Annotated in this window: 18 protein-coding genes; 7 read left to right on the forward strand and 11 right to left on the reverse strand. The window is 73.8% G+C overall.

Going from position 1 to position 18,216, the window contains the following annotated elements; translation table 11 throughout:
* Positions 1-4: 4 nt before the first annotated feature.
* Entirely contained in the window at positions 5-2,044 is a 2,040-nt protein-coding gene (locus BLW85_RS13560) for a bifunctional glycosyltransferase 87/phosphatase PAP2 family protein (protein WP_074992177.1), read from the reverse strand.
* A gap of 393 nt (positions 2,045-2,437) precedes the next feature.
* Between BLW85_RS13560 and proP the strand changes: the two genes are divergently transcribed.
* Positions 2,438-3,811, forward strand: a complete 1,374-nt coding sequence (proP, locus tag BLW85_RS13565; protein ID WP_070027591.1) for a glycine betaine/L-proline transporter ProP — start codon at positions 2,438-2,440, stop codon at positions 3,809-3,811.
* Positions 3,812-3,906: 95 nt separating this feature from the next.
* Here the strand turns inward: proP and BLW85_RS13570 are convergent, their stop codons facing one another.
* Entirely contained in the window at positions 3,907-5,619 is a 1,713-nt protein-coding gene (locus tag BLW85_RS13570; protein WP_074992178.1) for an MFS transporter, read from the reverse strand.
* Between the two features lie 181 nt (positions 5,620-5,800).
* On the opposite strand from BLW85_RS13570, the gene BLW85_RS13575 reads away from it, so the two are divergent.
* Both BLW85_RS13575 and BLW85_RS13580 read left to right on the forward strand, forming a co-directional pair.
* Complete coding sequence (locus BLW85_RS13575) at positions 5,801-6,586, forward strand: TetR/AcrR family transcriptional regulator (RefSeq protein WP_074992179.1); 786 nt, start codon at positions 5,801-5,803, stop codon at positions 6,584-6,586.
* 95 nt (positions 6,587-6,681) lie between these two features.
* On the forward strand, positions 6,682-7,353 hold the full coding sequence (locus BLW85_RS13580; protein WP_070027594.1) for an O-methyltransferase: 672 nt from the start codon (positions 6,682-6,684) through the stop codon (positions 7,351-7,353).
* Positions 7,354-7,363: 10 nt separating this feature from the next.
* Here the strand turns inward: BLW85_RS13580 and BLW85_RS13585 are convergent, their stop codons facing one another.
* Entirely contained in the window at positions 7,364-7,756 is a 393-nt protein-coding gene (locus tag BLW85_RS13585; RefSeq protein WP_070027595.1) for an FHA domain-containing protein, read from the reverse strand.
* Between the two features lie 99 nt (positions 7,757-7,855).
* Here BLW85_RS13585 and BLW85_RS13590 point away from each other — a divergent pair, with 99 nt between their 5' ends.
* Positions 7,856-8,278 (forward strand): DnaJ family domain-containing protein, encoded by a 423-nt coding sequence (locus BLW85_RS13590; protein WP_070027596.1) that lies wholly within the window; start codon positions 7,856-7,858, stop codon positions 8,276-8,278.
* Between the two features lie 97 nt (positions 8,279-8,375).
* On the opposite strand, the gene BLW85_RS40135 is transcribed toward BLW85_RS13590, so the two are convergent.
* Complete coding sequence (locus BLW85_RS40135) at positions 8,376-9,122, reverse strand: hypothetical protein (RefSeq protein WP_244174857.1); 747 nt, start codon at positions 9,120-9,122, stop codon at positions 8,376-8,378.
* Between the two features lie 22 nt (positions 9,123-9,144).
* Positions 9,145-9,720 (reverse strand): hypothetical protein, encoded by a 576-nt coding sequence (locus BLW85_RS13600; RefSeq protein WP_239697757.1) that lies wholly within the window; start codon positions 9,718-9,720, stop codon positions 9,145-9,147.
* A gap of 137 nt (positions 9,721-9,857) precedes the next feature.
* Here BLW85_RS13600 and BLW85_RS13605 point away from each other — a divergent pair, with 137 nt between their 5' ends.
* Positions 9,858-10,355, forward strand: coding sequence for a GNAT family N-acetyltransferase (locus tag BLW85_RS13605; protein ID WP_403420256.1), 498 nt, complete (start codon positions 9,858-9,860; stop codon positions 10,353-10,355).
* On the opposite strand, the gene BLW85_RS13610 is transcribed toward BLW85_RS13605, so the two are convergent.
* Positions 10,348-12,603, reverse strand: coding sequence for an MDR family MFS transporter (locus BLW85_RS13610; protein ID WP_275657246.1), 2,256 nt, complete (start codon positions 12,601-12,603; stop codon positions 10,348-10,350). The genes BLW85_RS13605 and BLW85_RS13610 overlap by 8 nt on opposite strands.
* Here BLW85_RS13610 and BLW85_RS13615 point away from each other — a divergent pair.
* Positions 12,572-13,507, forward strand: coding sequence for a peptidoglycan-binding domain-containing protein (locus tag BLW85_RS13615; RefSeq protein WP_074992181.1), 936 nt, complete (start codon positions 12,572-12,574; stop codon positions 13,505-13,507). The two genes, BLW85_RS13610 and BLW85_RS13615, sit on opposite strands and share 32 nt — an antisense overlap.
* A gap of 6 nt (positions 13,508-13,513) precedes the next feature.
* Here the strand turns inward: BLW85_RS13615 and BLW85_RS13620 are convergent, their stop codons facing one another.
* Positions 13,514-14,182: an HAD-IA family hydrolase gene (locus BLW85_RS13620; protein ID WP_070027600.1), complete on the reverse strand. Its 669-nt coding sequence runs from the start codon at positions 14,180-14,182 to the stop codon at positions 13,514-13,516.
* Between the two features lie 173 nt (positions 14,183-14,355).
* A complete protein-coding gene (locus BLW85_RS13625; RefSeq protein ID WP_070027601.1) occupies positions 14,356-14,937 on the reverse strand; it encodes a TMEM165/GDT1 family protein in 582 nt (193 codons plus the stop codon).
* 376 nt (positions 14,938-15,313) lie between these two features.
* On the opposite strand from BLW85_RS13625, the gene BLW85_RS13630 reads away from it, so the two are divergent.
* Positions 15,314-15,958 carry an HNH endonuclease family protein gene (locus BLW85_RS13630; protein WP_070027602.1) on the forward strand — a complete coding sequence of 215 codons (645 nt, stop codon included), beginning with the start codon at positions 15,314-15,316 and terminating at the stop codon, positions 15,956-15,958.
* 68 nt (positions 15,959-16,026) lie between these two features.
* On the opposite strand, the gene BLW85_RS13635 is transcribed toward BLW85_RS13630, so the two are convergent.
* From BLW85_RS13635 to BLW85_RS13645, 3 genes are all read right to left on the reverse strand, one after another.
* The gene (locus BLW85_RS13635) at positions 16,027-16,641 is read right to left on the reverse strand and encodes a DedA family protein (RefSeq protein WP_070027603.1); all 615 of its coding nucleotides are present in this window, start codon (positions 16,639-16,641) and stop codon (positions 16,027-16,029) included.
* Positions 16,642-16,779: 138 nt separating this feature from the next.
* Positions 16,780-17,238: a DoxX family protein gene (locus BLW85_RS13640; protein ID WP_070027604.1), complete on the reverse strand. Its 459-nt coding sequence runs from the start codon at positions 17,236-17,238 to the stop codon at positions 16,780-16,782.
* 277 nt (positions 17,239-17,515) lie between these two features.
* Complete coding sequence (locus BLW85_RS13645; RefSeq protein WP_070027605.1) at positions 17,516-17,770, reverse strand: DUF2277 domain-containing protein; 255 nt, start codon at positions 17,768-17,770, stop codon at positions 17,516-17,518.
* Positions 17,771-18,216: the final 446 nt, after the last annotated feature.

An 18,216-nucleotide genomic window follows, 5' to 3' on the forward strand; every position in this document is an offset into this window, starting at 1 on the left:
GCCGTCAGCCCTCGGCGACGGCCACCGCTCCCGTCTTCGGCTCCCCGGCGCGGGCGGCCTGGAGTACGGTGCGCACCCGCGGCCCCTGTACCAGGTACGACAGCCCGAAGCCGGCGGTGACCACCACCGCGCCGCCCACCGCGTCCAGCACCCAGTGGTTGGCGGTGGCGAGGATGGCCGAGACGGTGAAGAAGGGGTGCAGGAGGCCGAGGGCCTTCATCCACCACTTGGGCGCCAGGATCACGATCACCATGCCGCACCACAGGGACCAGCCGAAGTGCAGGGACGGCATCGCCGCGTACTGGTTGGTGAGCGCGGTCATCGCCCCGTAGTCGGGGTGGGCGAGGTCCTGGGTGCCGTGCACGGTGTCGATGAAGCCGAGCCCCGGCATCAGCCGCGGCGGGGCCAGCGGGAAGAGCCAGAAGCCGATCAGGGCGAGGAAGGTGGCGAAGCCGAGGGAGGTGCGGGCCCAGCGGTAGTCCACCGGGCGGCGCCAGTACAGGACCGCGAGCACGGCGAGCGGCAGCACGAAGTGGAACGACTCGTAGTAGAAGTCGAAGAAGCCCCGCAGCCAGCCGATCCCCGCGACCGTGTGGTTGAGCCAGTGCTCGATGTCTATGTGCAGGAACCGCTCGATGTCGACGACGATCCGCCCGTGGTGCTCGGCGGCGTCCCGGCCCCGGTCGTCCCCGCCGGCGCCCGCGGCCAGCCGGACCTTCGCGTAGGCGGCGTACACGACCCGTATCAGCAGCAGTTCCAGGAGCAGGTTGGGGCGGGTCAGGACCCGGCGCAGGAACGGCACCAGCGGCACGTGCTTCCAGCGGGCGGGGACCGCGGGGGCGTACTCGGTGGGGACCGGGGTCTGGTAGTACGGCGAGGTGCGGGACAGGAACGGTACGGCGACGGCGGCGGCCAGCGCCGCGACCAGCACCAGGTCGTCGCGCAGGGCGTACAGCGCCGGGGTGTTCGGCAGCATCATCTTCGCCGGCAGGGTGGTCACCAGCACCACCGCCACCGGCCAGACGGTGCGGTCGGAGGCCCGGCGCCCGACCCGTCCGACCACCGCGAGCAGCAGCCACAGCAGCTGGTGCTGCCAGGTGGTGGGCGACACGGCCACGGCGGCGCAGCCGGTGACGGCCACGGCGAGCAGCAGCTGCCCGTCGTGCGCGTAGCGCACCGCGCGGCGCAGGGCGAGGACCGCGACGGCCGCGCCGAGCAGCAGGAAGAGCGTGATCTCCAGGGGGCCGGTGAGGCCGAGGCGGAGCAGGGCGCCGTGCAGGGACTGGTTGCCGAGGGCGTCGGCCTTGCCGCCGAGGCCCACCCCGGCCGGGTGGCGCAGCCAGTAGGTGACCGAGTCGTGCGGCAGCGCCGCCCAGGCGAGCGCGGTCAGCGCGGCGAAGGTGCCGGTGCCGGTCAGCGCGGCCCGGCGGCGGTCGGTGAACCAGAGCAGGGGGACGAAGAGCAGCACGGTGGGCTGGAGGGCCGCCGCCAGGCCGATGCACACCCCGCCGGCCCGCTGCCCGCGCACGGCGAAGCAGCCGGCCAGCACCAGCAGCACCGGCAGGATGCTGGTCTGGCCGAGCCACAGGGCGTTGCGGACCGGCAGCGAGACCATGAGCAGGCTGATCGCGACCGGCGCGGCCAGCAGGGAGGTGCGGCGGCCGACCGGCCGGGGCAGCGCGCGGGCGGCGATCAGGCCGAGCGCGACGACCAGCAGCAGACTGCCGAAGGTCCAGCCCCAGCCGAGCGCGGCCTCGGCGGCACGGGTGAGCGGCTTGAGCACGAGCCCGGCGAAGGGGGTGCCGGTGAACTGCGTGGAGTCGTAGAGGGAGCCCTTGACGTGCAGGACGCCGTTCGGGCCCACCCAGGTCTCCAGGTCGGTGAGGCGTTTGCCGCTCGGGCTGGTCAGGACGGTGGCCACCTGCCGGACCGCGAGGACCGCGGCCACCGCCCACAGCGCGAACCGCGCCGCGCGCAGCCGTCCCTCCGCGTCAGCCGTGCCGAGACCGTCCCCCGGTCCCCCGCTGTGCTCCACGTTCGCCACGCCTCGTCGGCCTCCCGCCCCGTTCGTCCCCGGCGCCGTGCACGCCGGATCGCTCCGCGAAACTCTACGAGGCTCGCAGACCCCCTGAACAGGGACGCAGGCAACCCCCGGGCCACCTGGCGTTCCCCGCCCTTTTGTCCGGATGACGATAGTCCCCGGGACCTCCGGTTCCGCAGTCGGGGCGCGATAAGCATCACAGCCGACGGCCGGTACGCCGGCGCGCGAGCGGGCAGACGTGCCTGTACAGGCACCGTTTGGCTGCCCTGTGCGCACGGGTGCGTACGGGACGTGACAGCCGAATCAGTGCCTATGGTCGATTTTCGGCCCGTCGCACGTCACCGCCGCCGTCCGGGTCGGGTCCCTGTCCCCGTCGAAAGGTAGGCGAGCCCCGTTTTGGCGACCGTCACAGCCGTCACCCCGCACGTCAAGGGCCGCGAGACCGCCGCCTTGCGCGATGTCACCGTCACCGATCCCGCGCTGGTCAAGCGTGCCGTCAAGGCGGCCGCGCTGGGCAACGCCATGGAATGGTTCGACTTCGGTGTCTACAGCTACATCGCCGTCACCCTGGGCAAGGTCTTCTTCCCGTCCGGCAACCCGACCGCGCAGCTGCTGTCGACGTTCGGCGCCTTCGCGGCGGCGTTCCTGGTCCGCCCGCTCGGCGGCATGGTCTTCGGCCCGCTCGGCGACCGTGTGGGCCGGCAGAAGGTCCTCGCGCTCACCATGATCATGATGGCGGCCGGTACGTTCGCGATCGGCCTGATCCCCTCGTACGCCTCGATCGGCGTCGGCGCGCCGCTGCTGCTCCTGGCCGCCCGCCTGGTGCAGGGCTTCTCCACCGGCGGCGAGTACGCGGGCGCGTCCACCTTCATCGCCGAATACGCCCCCGACAAGAAGCGCGGCTTCTTCGGCAGCTGGCTGGAGTTCGGCACGCTGGCGGGCTACATCGGCGGCGCGGGCCTGGTCACGCTGATGACGGCGCTGCTGTCGTCCGGCGACCTGCTCTCCTGGGGCTGGCGCATCCCGTTCCTGATCGCGGGCCCGATGGGCATCATCGGCCTGTACCTGCGGATGCGTCTGGAGGAGACCCCGGCGTTCGCGGCGGAGGTCGAGAAGGCGGAGAAGTCCCGGCCGAAGGTGCCGCTGCGGCAGATGGTGACGGGCCAGTGGAAGACGCTGGTGCTCTGCATGGGCCTGGTGCTGGTCTTCAACGTCACCGACTACATGCTGCTGTCGTACATGCCGAGCTATCTGACCAGTGAGCTGAAGTACGACGAGACGCACGGGCTGCTGGTGGTGCTCGGCGTGATGGCGCTGATGATGATCGTGCAGCCGTTCGCCGGGGCGCTGACCGACCGGGTGGGCCGCCGGCCGGTGATCGCCGCCGGGTGCGCGGGCTTCCTCTTCCTGTCCGTCCCCGCCCTGCTCCTGATCCGCCAGGGCAGCCTGCTCGCCGTCGCGCTCGGCATGGGCGCGCTGGGCCTGCTGCTGGTCTGCTTCACGGCCGCCATGCCGGCCGCGCTGCCCGCGCTCTTCCCGACGCGGGTGCGCTACGGGTCCCTGTCCATCGGCTTCAACGTGTCCGTGTCGCTGTTCGGCGGGACGACGCCGCTGGTGGTGACGGCACTGATCGGGGCGACGGGCAACATGATGATGCCCGCCTACTACATGATGGCCGCGGCCGTGGTCGGCGGCTTCGCGGTGTGGCGGATGTCGGAGTCGGCGGGCCGCCCGCTGCCGGGCTCCGCCCCCGCGGTCGAGAAGCGGTAGCCGCCGGCGCTTCCTGCCGGGGACCGGAAACGGCCGGACAGCCTCCTCGGGGGCTGTCCGGCCGTTTCCGTCCTCCGGTTCCGGCGCGGCCGGGCTCAGTGGCCCGCGGCCTCCTGCGGACGCGCGTGGCGCGGCAGCAGGAAGGCGAGCAGGAAGGTCAGCGCGAGCATGCCGTCGACGATCCACAGCACCGTCTTCATGACCGTGCCGAATCCGCCGAGGAAGGCCGAGGTCGTGGTGGCCGCCAGGGCGGCGGGGACCTCGGCGCCGGCCTCGGGCGTGGCCGCGGCGGACCGTGCGTCCTTCTCCAGCCGCGCGCAGGACGCCGGGGTCGCGGCCGGGTCCTTGGCCACGGCGCGGTCCGAGGCGCAGGCACGCAGGTCGGCCACGACCCGGTCCCGGGCGGCGGGTGCCACCCGCACCGCGGCGAGCCGGTGCCGCAGGCCGTCAGAGTGGTGGTCGACGGCGGTGGCGATCCCGCCGCCCAGCAGACCGAAGAAGACGGTGCCGAGCAGGGCCACCCCGAAGGCGCCGCCGAGCTGCTGCATCGCGGTCATCGTGCCGGACGCCGAGCCCGTCTCGTGCTGCTCGACACCCGCGAGCACGATGTCGAAGAACGGCGCCATGAGCAGGCCCATCCCGATGCCGGTGACCAGCAGGGCGGGCAGCAGCTGCCAGGGGCCGACGCCGCCGCCCGCGCGGTCGAGGGTCAGCCACACCCCGAACACGCCGAGCGCCATCACCAGCGCGCCCGCCTGGAGCACGGCGCGTCCGAACCGGGCGACGCCCTGGGCGAGCCCGAAGCCGACGATCATGCCGCCCGACCAGGGCACCATCACCAGGCCGGCCTTGAGCGGCGAGTAGCCGAGGCCGATCTGCGTGTAGAGGTTGAAGACCAGCATGAAGCCCTGCATGGTCGAGAAGAAGACCAGCCCGAGGGCCATGCCGCCGCTGAAGCCGCGCTTGCGGAACAGGCTCGGGACGACCAGCGGGTCGAGGCCGGCCCTGCTGCGGCGCGACTCGTGCGCGGCGAAGACGGCGAAGACGGCCAGCGAGGCGGCCATCATCACGAAGGTCCACACGGGCCAGCCGTACTCGCGGCCCTGGACCAGCGGGAAGATGATGAGCAGCGCGGCCAGCGAGACCAGGAGCATGCCGGGGATGTCCAGGTCCGGCCGGCTGCCGGACCGGCCCCGGGGCAGGTAGCGCAGGGCGCCGAGGAAGGCGGCGGCGCCCAGCGGCAGGTTGATCAGGAAGATCATCCGCCAGCCGGTGCCGAAGTAGTCGGCGTCGACGAGCCAGCCCGCGAGGATCGGCCCGCCCACCGCGGACAGCCCCATGACCGGGCCGAACATGCCAAAGGCCTGCTGCGACTCCTTCGGCGGGAACATCTCCTTGATCATGCCGAGGCCCTGGGGCAGCATCACCGCGCCGAACAGCCCCTGGACGACGCGCGCGGTGATCAGCATCCCCGGCGACACGGACACCGCGCACAGCAGTGACCCCAGGGTGAAGCCGGCGGCGCCGATCAGGAACATCCGGCGGCGGCCGTGTATGTCGCCGAGCCGGCCTCCGGTGACCAGCCCGACGGCCATCGAGAGGGTGTACGCGGCGGCGAGCCACTGGAGCGTGGAGGCGCCGCCGCCCAGGTCGGCCCGCATGGCGGGGCCGGCGATGTTCGTGACGACGGCGTCGAGGAGATCCATCACCTCCGCCGCGAGGATCACGAAGAGCGCGGCCCAGCGCCACCGGTAGGGCGCCTGCGCTCGGGCGGGCGTCTCGTCGGACGCGACACCTGTGACGGACATGGGGACTCCTCGGGAAGAGAACGGCGTTCACTGTACAGAACGCCGATCGTCAGATGAACGCTGTTCACCAAGATATAGCGCAAGTGTGCGCGACGGACAAGCTATATCGCGTTTGCGCCTGGCGGGCAGGCCCGCCCCTCGCCGGAGAACACCGTTCTCCCCGCGTCCTAGACTCGGGGCCATGAGCAACGCGGCCCCGGGCACCCCCGCACCCCCTCCGTCCCCCTGGGACCGCAGGCGCCCCGCTCGCGCCCAGGCCGCCCCCGCGCGCCTCCCGCTGTCCCGCGAGCGGGTCGTCGAGGCCGCCTTCACCGTCCTGGACGACCAGGGGCTCGACGGGCTGTCGATGCGCCGGGTCGCGGCCGAACTGGGCGTGACCGTCTCCGCCCTGTACGCCCACGTCAGCTCCAAGGACGACCTGCTGGAGCTGATGTACACCCGGCTCTTCGACGGCTTCCAGCTGCCGGAGCCGGACCCGGAGCGGTGGCGGGAGCAGCTGCGGGACTTCGCGCACGCCGGGCGCCGGCGCCTGCTGTCGCACCGGGACATGGCCCGGATCTCCATGGCCCACGTCCCCTTCACCGCCGAACTGCTGCCGCACGTCGAGGGGTTGCTCGCGATCTTCCGCGCCGCCGGGCTGCCCGACCACATCGCGGCGGAGGCCGGCGACCTCATCTCCACCTACATCGACGGATTCGTCCTGGAGGAGGGCATGTGGCAGGACCGGGCCGCCCGCGAGGACGGCGAGGATGCCTCCCTGGCCCGCCCCGACTGGCAGGAGATGGCCGACCGGATGCGGGACTACTTCGCGTCCCTGCCCGCGGAGGACTTCCCGCACCTGCGCGCCCTGTCCGGGCTGATGGTGTCCGGCTCCTCCGACGAGAGGTTCGACACCGGTCTGGAGATCATCCTGCGCGGTCTGGCGAGCTATCTGCCGGACGCGCCACCCGCTGACGACGCCCGCTGACCGCGCCCCCGCGTGTTCCCGGCCGGTCTCCCCCTCCCCGCCCCTCAGCTGAGATGATCGGAGGGGCAGCAGGCATCCGGGAAAGGCGGCAGGCGATGAGCGGTCAGCAGCTCTGGGACGACGTCGACGACTACTTCATCAGCAACCTCTCGCCCGACGACGAGGCGCTGCGGGCCGCCCTGCGGGAGAGCGAGTCCGCCGGACTGCCCGCCATCGCGGTCACCGCCGCCCAGGGCAAGCTGCTCCAGCTGCTCGCCCAGGTGCAGGGCGCGCGCACGGTGCTGGAGATCGGCACGCTGGGCGGCTACAGCACGATCTGGCTGGCCCGCGCCCTGCCCGAGGACGGCAGGCTGGTCTCGCTGGAGTACAACGCCAGGCACGCCGAGGTGGCCACCCGCAACATCGCCCGCGCGGGCCTGGAGCGGATCGCCGAGGTACGGGTGGGCCCGGCCCTGGAGTCGCTGCCCAAGCTCGCCGACGAGAACCCGGCCCCCTTCGACCTGGTCTTCATCGACGCCGACAAGGCCAACAACGGCCACTACGTGGAGTGGGCGCTGCGGCTCACCCGCGCGGGCAGCCTGATCGTGCTGGACAACGTGGTGCGCGGCGGCCGGGTCGCGAACGCGGACAGCACCGAGCCGGACGTGGTCGGCACCCGGACCGCGATCGAGCTGATCGCCTCCCACCCGAGGCTCAGCGGGACCGCGATCCAGACGGTCGGCGCCAAGGGCTACGACGGCTTCGCGCTCGCCCGGGTGCTGGGCTGAGCCGGCCGGCTCACGCCTCGTGGTGGAAGCCGACGTCGACGCTGCGCGCGGCGGCACGGTCCCGCACGACGACCTCGCCGGACGCGCCGCGCGGCAGCGGCACGGTCGCGCCGTAGCCCAGGGGCCGGGTGGTCCCCTGGGCGGTCAGCCGGACCTCGGCGGCCGGGTCGGGCTGCGAGCCGCGCAGCCAGGTCAGCCGCCAGGTGCCGTCGGGTCCGCAGGAGAACTCCAGGTGGACGCGGGAGACGAACAGCCAGTCCTCGGGGACGACCAGCCGGCACACGGCCGCGTCCCGGCCGACCCGCAGCACGGCGCCCGGCTCGCTCGCCGCCTGTGCCATCGTCATCCCGGCGGTGGCCCCCGCGTCGGCCGCCGAGACGGTGGCCATGGTGAGTTCGAGCACCTGCGTTCCCCCTGAACATCGTCGCGCGCCCGGCGGTCACCGGGCGCCGCCGCCGCATGATAGAACGCCCCGCCGGGCCCCGTCCGGCACAATGGGGCCATGACCGAGCGCAAGCCGCCCGGCGTGCCGTTCGAGTCCTGGGTCGACAAGCAGATCCGGGACGCACAGGCGCGCGGCGAGTTCGAGAGGCTGCCCGGAGCGGGTGAGCCGCTGCCCGCCGAGGTCGACTCCACCTACGACGAACTGTGGTGGGTCAAGCGGAAGATGGCGCGCGAGGGGCTGGCGGTGCTGCCGCCCGCGCTGGCCCTGCGCAAGGAGGCGGAGGACGCGCTGACGGCGGCGTACGCGGCGCCCTCGGAGCGGATCGCCCGGAAGATCGTCGAGGACGTCAACGTCAAGATCCGCGACATGATGTTCAAGCCGCCACCGGGTCCCCCGCTGGGCAGGAAGCCGTACGACGTCGAGGAGGTCGTCCGCGAATGGCGGCGGCTGCGGACGGAGGTACGGGAACCGGAGGCGTGAGCCGGCGCGGGACCGACCCGCCGGCCGGCCGCGACCGGTCCCCCCGCCCTGAACGCTCCGGGCCGGGCCGGGACACCGGCCCGGCCCGCTCCCGTCGTCAGCCGCGCAGCAGCCGTTCGGCCAGGTCACGGTAGTCGCGCAGGGCCAGCCGCAGCTGCTCCGTGCCGGTCTCGGCGGCGGAGCCGCGCTCGTCGGTGTCCTCCCAGGACATGCGCAGGGTACGGCGGCGCCGGGTGACGGCCTCGGTGAACCGGGCGGCGATCTCCTCCACGGCCCGGTCCGCCTCCTCCACGGCCTCCCGGGGCCGGTCCACGAACCCGGCCGTGACCTCCCGTATCCGCTGCTCCCAGCGTTCGTGCTCCTCGTGCGGCAGCAGCGGGGCGCCCGTCCCCGAGGGCGACTCGGCGGCCCCCGGCGCGGCCGGCCAGGCGTCCGGCGCGGTGCCCTCGCTGGTGCGCGCCTCCCGGCCGCTGAGGCCCCCGGGCGCGGGCGCGCCGAGCCCGTCGTCGGGCATCGGGGCCGCGTTCGGCGCGGACGTGCCGAGGTCGGACTCGCCGCCCGCCCGCAGGGAGCGGTCCCGCTCGGCCGTGCCCAGGTCCTCGGTGCCGGGGCGCAGCCCTTCCGTGCCGTGTCCCCGGGCCGCCGGTCCGGGCGGGGGCGGCGGCGTCGCACCGCCCGGCTCCCCGGGCAGCCGTTCGGACGGGGCGGGCCTTCTGAACGGGCGCTCGCCCGTCTCGGGCCGCTCGGTGTTCTCGGCCTCCGGCATCCACTCGTCGTCCGGCGGGCGGGCGTAGCGGCCGGTGGGCTGCCGCTCGTCGCCCGGTCCTCGCATCCTGTCCGGCATGGTGCTCGTCCCTTCTGCTGGGTCAGGCCCGGTGGCGGCCGGGCGTTGCGCCGCTGCCGGCGCGGGTCAGGTCGTCGAAGAGGGCGTGGGCCCCGACCAGGGCGGAGCGCATCTCCTCGGTGCCGGCGCCGCCCGTCTGCGCGCGGGCCATCCGGTGGACCCGGCGGTAGCCGTCGACGTGGTCGGCGTGGTGCACGGACAGCGCGGCCAGCTGCTCGTCGTAGCGGCCGCCGTCGGGGTAGCCGCGCACGGCGGCGACCTCGCCGAGCAGTCGGTCGGCCTCGGCCACCGCCTGCCGCGGCGACTCCACGAAGTGCTCCTGGACGCTGGTCCAGCGGGCCTCGTACCGCTCCCGCTCGTCCGGGTCGAGCGGCCGTTCGCGCAGGTCGCCGTGGCGTTCGACGCGTTCGTTCAGCTCCTGCTCGGCGGCCTTGGTGTCCCCGCCGTGGGCGGCCACGGTCCGCTCGTACTCGGGCCCGAAGCGCCGCTTCAGACCGGCTCCGCCGCCCCTGCGGTGGCCGAGCAGCACGGTGACGAGCGCGGCGACGACCACCAGCGCCACGATCACGACCAGCAAGATGATCAATCCTGTGGACATTGGTTCCTCCGTCGGACCGGCCCCGCCGGCCGGCTCTCCTACCGGGTCACCCGGAACCCCGCCCGCAAACGGCGGCCGTGCGGCACCGCCCGAAAACCGCTCGGGCCGGCCGGGCCCGGCGCCCCACAATGACCCGCATGACGACGTGGACGATCAGCCCGCAGGAGCCCGGTTCGCCGGTCGCGGCAGCGCTCTGGCGCGCGTACTACACCGAGGTCAGCGACCGCTGGTATCTGCGGTACGAGGGCCGCCGCACCGATCCGGCCGAGCTGGAGCGGGAGATCGCGGCCGCCACCGGCGCCGAACTCGCGCCGCCCACGGGGCGGTTGCTGGTGGGCTGGTACGGCGGCACGGCGGCCGGGTCCGCGGGCGTACGGCTGCTCGACGCCGAGACCGCGGAGCTGACCCGGGTGTTCGTGCGCGCCGACCTGCGCGGCCGGGGCGGGGCCCCGCTGCTGGTGGCGGCCGCCGAGGAGGCCGCCCGCGCGCTCGGCGCCCGGCGGCTGGTCCTGGACACCCGTGACGATCTGGTCGAGGCCCGCGCCCTGTACGCCCGCCTCGGCTACACCGAGACCGGCCCGCACAACCGGGACCGGTACGCCGAGCACTGGTTCCGCAAGGAGCTGGTCAGCTGAGCCCGGTCCGCTCGGCCGTGTGCGGGCGTTCGCTGTCCGCGCCGCACAGTTCGGCGGACAGCTCCTTGACCAGTCTCGTCAGATCGGTGCTGCGGCCGGGCTGCCACCAGTCGCCGAGCAGTTCGGCCAGCGACTCCTCGCGGGCGACGGCGAGCCGCTCGGCGGCCTCGCGCCCGGACGCGGTCAGATACAGGTCCAGGCCCCGGCGTTCGGCGAGCCGCCGCTCCTCGACCTGCCGGGCGGCGTCGAGCACGGCCTCCAGCGGGACGGGACTGCGCTCGGCGAGCACGCCCGGCTCCACGGAGCCGTGCCTGCGGATGCGCAGCAGCAGCCAGCTGGCGGCGGGCAGCAGGTCGTACCCGGCCCGCTCGGTGATGTCCCGGTAGACCTCGCGGCGGCCCTCGCGGGTGCCCAGCGCGGACAGGGCGCGGCAGACCTCGTCGTAGGAGGACCGCTCGACGGGGTTGGGCGCGAGGGTCTCGGAGACGTCCGGCGCGGTGACCGAGCCGCGCAGCCGGTCCTCCTTCAGGAACCAGGCCAGCACGAAGCCGAGGAGGGCGACGGGGGCGGCGTAGAGGAAGACGTCGGTGATGGACGAGGCGTAGGCGCCCAGCGCGGCGGGGCGCAGGGCGGGCGGCAGGGCGGCGATGCCGCGCGGGTCGGCCTTGAGCGCGTCGGCGTTCACCCCGGGCGGCAGGTGGACGCCCCGGAAGGCGGCGGCGAGCTGGTCGCCGAGGCGGCTCGCGAAGACCGTGCCGAAGATGGCGACGCCGAAGGAGGCGCCGATGGAGCGGAAGAAGGTGGCGCCGGAGGTGGCGACGCCCAGGTCCTCGTAGGAGACGGCGTTCTGCACGATGAGCACCAGGACCTGCATCACGAGGCCCAGTCCGAGGCCGAAGACGAAGAAGTAGACGCTCATCTCGGCGGTCGGGCTGTGCTCGTCCAGGCGGTGCAGCAGGAGCAGGCCGAGGGTGGTGACGGCGGTGCCGGCGACCGGGAACACCTTCCAGCGGCCGGTGCGGCTGACGATCTGCCCGGAGACCGTGGAGGACAGCAGCAGGCCGACGACCATCGGCAGCATGTACACCCCGGACACGGTCGGGGAGACGCCGTGCACCACCTGGAGGAAGGTCGGCAGATAGGTCATGGCGCCGAACATGGCGAAGCCGACGATGAAGCTGATGACGGCGGCGAGGGTGAAGGTGCGGATGCGGAACAGGTCGAGCGGCAGCACCGGTTCCGCGGCCCGGCGCTCCACGGCCGCGAACGCGAGCGCGAGCAGTACGCCGAGCACCGCGAGGCCGATGATCTGCGGCGAGCCCCAGGCCCAGGTGCTGCCGCCGAGAGAGGCGACGAGGACGAGGCAGGTGGCGACCGCGGCGATCAGGAAGGTGCCCAGGTAGTCGATGACGTGGCGGGAGCTGCGCGCCGGTATGCGCAGGGCACCGGCGATCACGGCGAGCGCGACGACGCCGACGGGCAGGTTGACGTAGAACACCCAGCGCCAGCTCAGATGCTCGGTGAACAGGCCGCCCAGCAGCGGGCCGAGCACGCTGGTCGCCCCGAACACGGCGCCGAACAGGCCCTGGTAACGGCCCCGGTCGCGGGGCGGCACGATGTCGCCGACGATCGCCATCGACAACACCATCAGCCCGCCGCCGCCCAGGCCCTGGAGCGCCCGGAAGCCGATCAGCTGGGGCATGTTCCGCGCCATGCCGCACAGTGCCGAGCCGACCAGGAAGATCACGATGGCGGTCTGGAACAGCTTCTTGCGCCCGTACTGGTCCCCGAGCTTGCCCCACAGCGGGGTCGCGGCGGTGGAGGCCAGCAGATAGGCGGTCACCACCCAGGACAGGTGTTCGAGGCCGCCGAGGTCGCTGACGATGGTGGGCAGCGCGGTCGACACGATGGTCTGGTCGAGAGCGGCGAGCAGCAGCCCGAGCAGCAGGGCGCCGATCGAGACGAACACGCCCCGCGCCACGTGGTCGTCACCGCTCACGTCCTTGACCGCACCGTGCGTGTCCAGGGCCATGGAGACCTCCCGGAGCCGGGCCTGAGGCTGGGGTGCGCCTCTTCCATCCTGGTCGGTGTCACCATTTATGGCCTGTCGACTCCTGGGGATGCGGAGGAGATGGGCATACCCTCTGAAGCTTCGGAGGAAGGCGGGGCTCACGGGGCTGGGGGGCCGCCGGGGGTTCCGAGGGGAGGGGACGAACGTGACCGGGGACGCGAGGGGGGAGCGGGGCACGCCCTGCCCGGAGTGCGGCGGGCCGAGGAGCGCGGCGGGCGCCCCGTCCTGCGACTGCGCGGAGCGCGCGGCCGAGGCGCTGCGCGAGACGCGGGAGGCGGAGGCGGCCGCGGCGGAGGACTTCGACCTGCTGCGGATACGCCCGTACGTGGAGGTGGGGCCGGACGACCCGGACGCGACCCGGCCGGTGCCGCCCGTCGGGGCCACGCTGCCGCCGCGCCCGGCGGACGGCCCGGCCGTCTTCGCGTCCCCGGCGGCTGTGGGCGGGGCGGAGCCCCCGGCGCCCGAGCGGCCCGAGCCGCCGGGGCCGGCGGGCGGGCGGCACCGGCTGCGCCGTACGGCGCTGGTCGCCGCCGCGGGGGCGGGGGCGGTGGCCGTCGCGGCGGTGGGTCTCGCGCTGTTCTCGTACCACGCGCCGTCTCGGGACGGCGCGGCCCCCGACATCAGGGAGAGCGTCCCGGACCTCCCCCCGCCGGACCCGTCGGGCACACCGGTCCACGGCGCCCCCGCGCCCTCCCGGTCGGCCGCGCGCTCGCCGCTGCCGTCGGCCCCGCCGAGCACCACGCCCTCGCCGTCGCCCTCCGCGCCGTCGCCGACGCCGACCGCGCGCCGTACGCCGTCCGGGGCGGCCTCCCCCACCCCCTCGGCGACGACCGCCCCGCACACCACCCCGGCCGGTGCCCCGGCACTGCGGCGCGGGGACGTCGGACCCCAGGTCGCGGATCTCCAGTTCCGGCTGTGGCAGTTGAACCTCTACCAGGGCGCCTTCGACGGCGTCTTCACCCGCTCCGTGGAGAACGGCGTGCGCACCTACCAACTGGCCCGGGGCGTCCAGGGCGATCCCGCGGGCGTGTACGGGCCGGCGACCCGGGCCGCCCTGGAAGGGGAGACGTCGGGGCGCTGAGGCGGCTCAGCCCAGGTGCAGCCGGATCGTGCCGTCCGGCAGGCCCTCCACTCGGACCCGGGTGAGGTCGGGGACGACCGCGTCGGGACCGTGCGCGCCCGCGCGGGGTCCGACGCCGACCACGGTCATGCCGGCCGCGCGTCCCGCCGCGATGCCCGCGCCGGAGTCCTCGAAGACGACGCAGTCGGCCGCCGCGACGCCCAGCTCGGCGGCGCCCTTGAGGAAGCCCTCGGGGTCGGGCTTGCTCGCGCCGACCGACTCGGCGGTGATCCGGACCTCGGGCAGCGGCAGCCCGGCGGCGTTCATCCGGGCGGTGGACAGGGCGACGTCCGCCGAGGTCACCAGCGCGTGCGGCAGGTCCCGCAACGCGGCCAGGAAGACGGAGGCTCCGGGGACCTCGACCACGCCGTCCATGTCGGCGGTCTCCTCGGCGAGCATGCGCGCGTTGTCCGCGAGGTTCTCCTCCCGCGGCCGGTCGGGCAGCAGTACGGCCATGGAGGCGTGCCCCTGCCTGCCGTGCACGACGCTCAGCACCTCGTCGCCGTCCAGCCCGTGCCGTGCGGCCCAGCGCCGCCAGATGCGCTCCACGACGGCGTCCGAGTCGACGAGGGTGCCGTCCATGTCGAGCAGCAGGGCGCGGGCGGTCAGGACGGTGGGCGTTGCGGTGGCCGTCATCGGCGGTGACTCCAGGGAGGAAAGACCCCCTGCGCGGGGGCCGCGGGGGAGGGACAAGGCGGCCCCGCCCGCCGGTCAGGGAAAACGGGCGGGAGCCACTTTGTTCCTCCACGGTACAAAACCGGGGCCCTTCCCGCCACCACCCCCCGGCGGGCGTTCACCGGGCGTTCGGCTCAGCCCGCGACCGCCTCGTACAGGCTCCAGGCACCGAGGGCCAGCATCAGCAGCGCCGCGATCTGTGTGATCAGCCGCAGCGGAACCTTCTTCATCAGGGCCTTTCCGCCCACGATGCCGAGTCCGGCGACGGCCCACAGGCCGAGCACCGCGCCGAGCCCGACGGAGATCGGGTCGTCGTAGCGGGCGGCGAGGTTGGCGGTCATGATCTGGGTGAGGTCGCCGAACTCGGCGACCAGGATGAGCATGAAGCCCGTGCCCGCGACCTTCCAGAAGGTCTGGTCCGCGGGCTTCTTGACCTCTTCCTCCTCCTCGCCCTTGCTCAGCAGCAGCATCGCGGCGCCACCGAGGAAGAGCAGTCCGGTGACCGCGTGCACGATGCGCTGGGGCAGCAGGGTGAGCACGCTGCCGGCGGCGACGGCGAGCACCACATGGACCAGGAAGGCGGCGGCGACGCCCGCGAAGACGTAGCTCGCCCGGTAGCGGGTGCCGAGGACGAGACCGGCGAGCGCGGTCTTGTCCGGCAGTTCGGCGAGGAAGATGACGCCGAAGACGAGCGCCGTCACGGTGATGCTGATCAAGGTTCCTCAATCGGTCGGGGCCACCCCGCCGAGAGTGCGTTACGTCACGAGGCACCTCGGCACGGCAGCACACTCGGCGCCCGCGCCGGTGGACGCGGACATGCACTGCTTGCCGAAGGTCTCGCTGGGCGGCACCCCGAAGGGCCGCCTCCGGGCGCCGGCTCAGGCTGGCTGAGCAGTATGTCGACGGTCCGGCGAAGAGCTACTCCCCTTCTGCGCCTCCGATGATACGGGACGGCAAAGTCCGCCGTTGAACCTTGCGTTGACATGATCACGTCACTAACTTCTTACCGGGCGCTCACCCTCCGGCAAGACCACACCGCGAGCATTCCCTGACTCGTGGCCCAACACCCCACCCCCACAAGGGAGTTCTTTCATGCCCAAGTTCTACGCGCGTCGACGCCTGAGCCTGCTCGCCGGGCTCACCGGCCTGATCGCCACCGCCGCGCTGTTCAACTCCCCCACCGCCTCCGCCGCCCTGCCCACACCGGTGAGCGCCTCCACCGCCCGCGGCTACCTCTCCCAGCTGACCGTCGCCACCGAGGACCGTACCGGCTACAGCCGCGACAAGTTCCCGACCTGGATCACCATCGAGGGCACCTGCGACACCCGCGAGTGGATCCTCAAGCGGGACGGCACCAACGTCGTCACCGACTCCGCCTGCAAGGCCACCAGCGGCAGCTGGTACTCGCCGTACGACGGCGCGACCTGGACCGCCGCCTCCGACGTCGACATCGACCACCTCGTGCCGCTCGCCGAGGCCTGGGACTCGGGCGCGGGCAAGTGGACGACGGCCCAGCGGCAGGCGTTCGCCAACGACGTCACCCGCCCCCAGCTGCTCGCGGTCACCGACAACGTCAACCAGTCCAAGGGCGACCAGGACCCGGCCACCTGGGTCCCGTCCCGCTCCGCCTACGTCTGCACCTACGTGCGCGCCTGGGTCCAGGTGAAGTACTACTACGACCTCTCGGTCGACCCGGCCGAGAAGAGCGCGCTGCAGAACTACCTGGCGAGCTGCTGAGCGACACGGGAAGACGGCAGGGCCCGGCCGGGGTGTCCCGGCCGGGCCCTGCCTCGTCCTCGCGCCCTTCAGGAGGCGGGGCGCCGCCGCATCAGGAAGCCCGCCGCCGCGCCCGCCCCGAACAGCGCGGCCAGGGACACCCCGGTCGCCAGCCAGGTGGCGCCGAGCCAGCGGGCGCCGTAGTAGCCGAGGGCCACGCTGTAGGCGGCCCAGGACAGGCCGGCCAGCGCGGACCAGGGCAGGAAGTCGCGGGCCCGGCGGTGGGCGGCGCCGGCGCAGAAGGAGACGACCGAGCGCCCCGCGGGGGCGAAGCGGGCGAGCACGACCAGCGCGCCGCCGCCCCGGGCCAGCGCGTCGCCGAGCCGCTCCTGCGCGGTGGTCAGCCGCCGGGAGCGGGCTATCGCCCGGTCGAGGCGTTCCCCGCCCCGCCAGGCCAGCCGGTAGGCCACCAGGTCGCCGAGGAGCGAGGCGGTGGCGGCGCAGAGTATGAGGGCCGGTATGCCCGGCACGCCGTGCGGGACCTGGCCGGTCGCCGCGCCCGAGCCCGCGGCCGCCGCGGTGCCCGCCGTGATGACGAGCACACCGCTCGGCAGCACCGGCAGGAACACGTCCAGCAGCACGGACACGGCCACCGCGGTATAGATCCAGGGCCCGGCCGCCAGCGACCCCACACTCTCGAACACGTCGTCTCCTGATACTCCCCCGATAACAGCCGTACAGCGTACGCCGGGGGTGTGACAGGAGGTGCGCGGGGGGCCGCGCCGAGCAGCTCGCACGGCACCCCGTGCCCAGGTGGGAGGGGTGCCGTGCGGGTGCGGCGGTCAGGCGGCCATCGGGGCCCGCTCCGCGACGGCCTCGCCCCGGTCCGCCGTGCGCCGGACCAGGAGCCGGTCGACGCCGAAGGCGCCGGAGCCGGTGAAGACCAGCAGCAGGAACGCCCAGCAGAACATGACCGCGGGCTCGCCGCCGTTCTGGATGGGCCACAGCGCGTGCTGCTGGTGGATGTCGAAGTACGCGAAGGCCATCGAGCCGGAGGCGACGAGCGCGGCCCCCCTGGTGCCGAGGCCGATCAGCACCAGGGCGCCGGCGACCAGCTGGATCACGGCCGCGTACCAGCCGGGCCAGGTGCCGGCCGCGATGGTGCCGCCGTGGGTGCCCATGGCGCCGCCGAGGACGCCGAAGAGCGAGGCGGCGCCGTGCGCGGTGAAGAGCAGGCCGACGACGACGCGGAAGAGCCCGAGGGCATAGGGCTGCGCGGAATGGAGGCGAGCGGAGAGCATGGGGAAGTTACTCCCTTTCGGTGGCGAGCGAGCCCGTCGGGGACGGACGGGCCGGTGGGGGCGGCGGTACCGAACGAGAGGCCTAGGTTAGGTGTCCTTTAGTAGTACTTGCAACTTCAAGTTCTGGCCAAAGTTCCACTCCAGGTAACGGGCCCCATCCCTGGCCCGACTGCACGCGGGGCCACCCGCGCCCTGGCGCCGGCCCTCCCGGAACATGGCCTGATCCGCCCTTGGCCCGGGCGCGTGGCACCGCGTGCCGGACGTTACGGGCGCCGTGTTACGAGCGGTCCCCTGTCCGCGTGAACGGTTCCTTGCGGGCGCCCCGCCCCCGCACCTCCAGCCCGTCCAGCAGTTCGGCCGTGGCGCGCGCGACGGCGTCCACGGCGGCGTCGAAGACCTCGCGATTGTGGGCGGCGGGCGCGCGGAAACCCGAGATCTTGCGCACGTACTGCAACGCGGCGGCGCGGATGTCCTCCTCCGTGGCCTCGCCGGGCAGCACGGGCGGACGCAGGGTCTTGATGCTCCGGCACATGCCCTCAGTGTCACGCGCAGGGCGCGCGGGGCGAGAGAGGCGGGAGACAAAAGCAAAGGCAAGGAAGCCCCAAGGACTCCTTGCCACTCTCAACGTATAGCGCATGGGGGGCCTTGCGGCAAGGCCCCCCTCATGCCGCAGAATCGCCCGCCTGACCTGGAAATCCGCCGGAACGGGGGCCCTGAGAGTGCGCGTCGTGCCGTCGGCGCACGGATCGCGCGCGGACGTCGAAGCACCGGCTGGACCCGCGGTGCGGCCGCGCGAGCGCGGCGCCGGTGTCCGCGCGCCCGCCGAGCGCCGTCGCCGCCACACCGGGGCACGCCCCGCCGCCGGGACACGGCCGCCACCCGAACACGCCCGCCCCGCCCCACGACCCCGCCCCTCGACCGGCGACCTGCGACCTCCACCCCCTCCCCCGGCCACCCACCACCCGCGCCCTCCCGATC

It is taken from the genome of Streptomyces misionensis (genome assembly GCF_900104815.1).
In the GTDB taxonomy this organism is placed as follows: Bacteria; Actinomycetota; Actinomycetes; order Streptomycetales; family Streptomycetaceae; genus Streptomyces; species Streptomyces misionensis.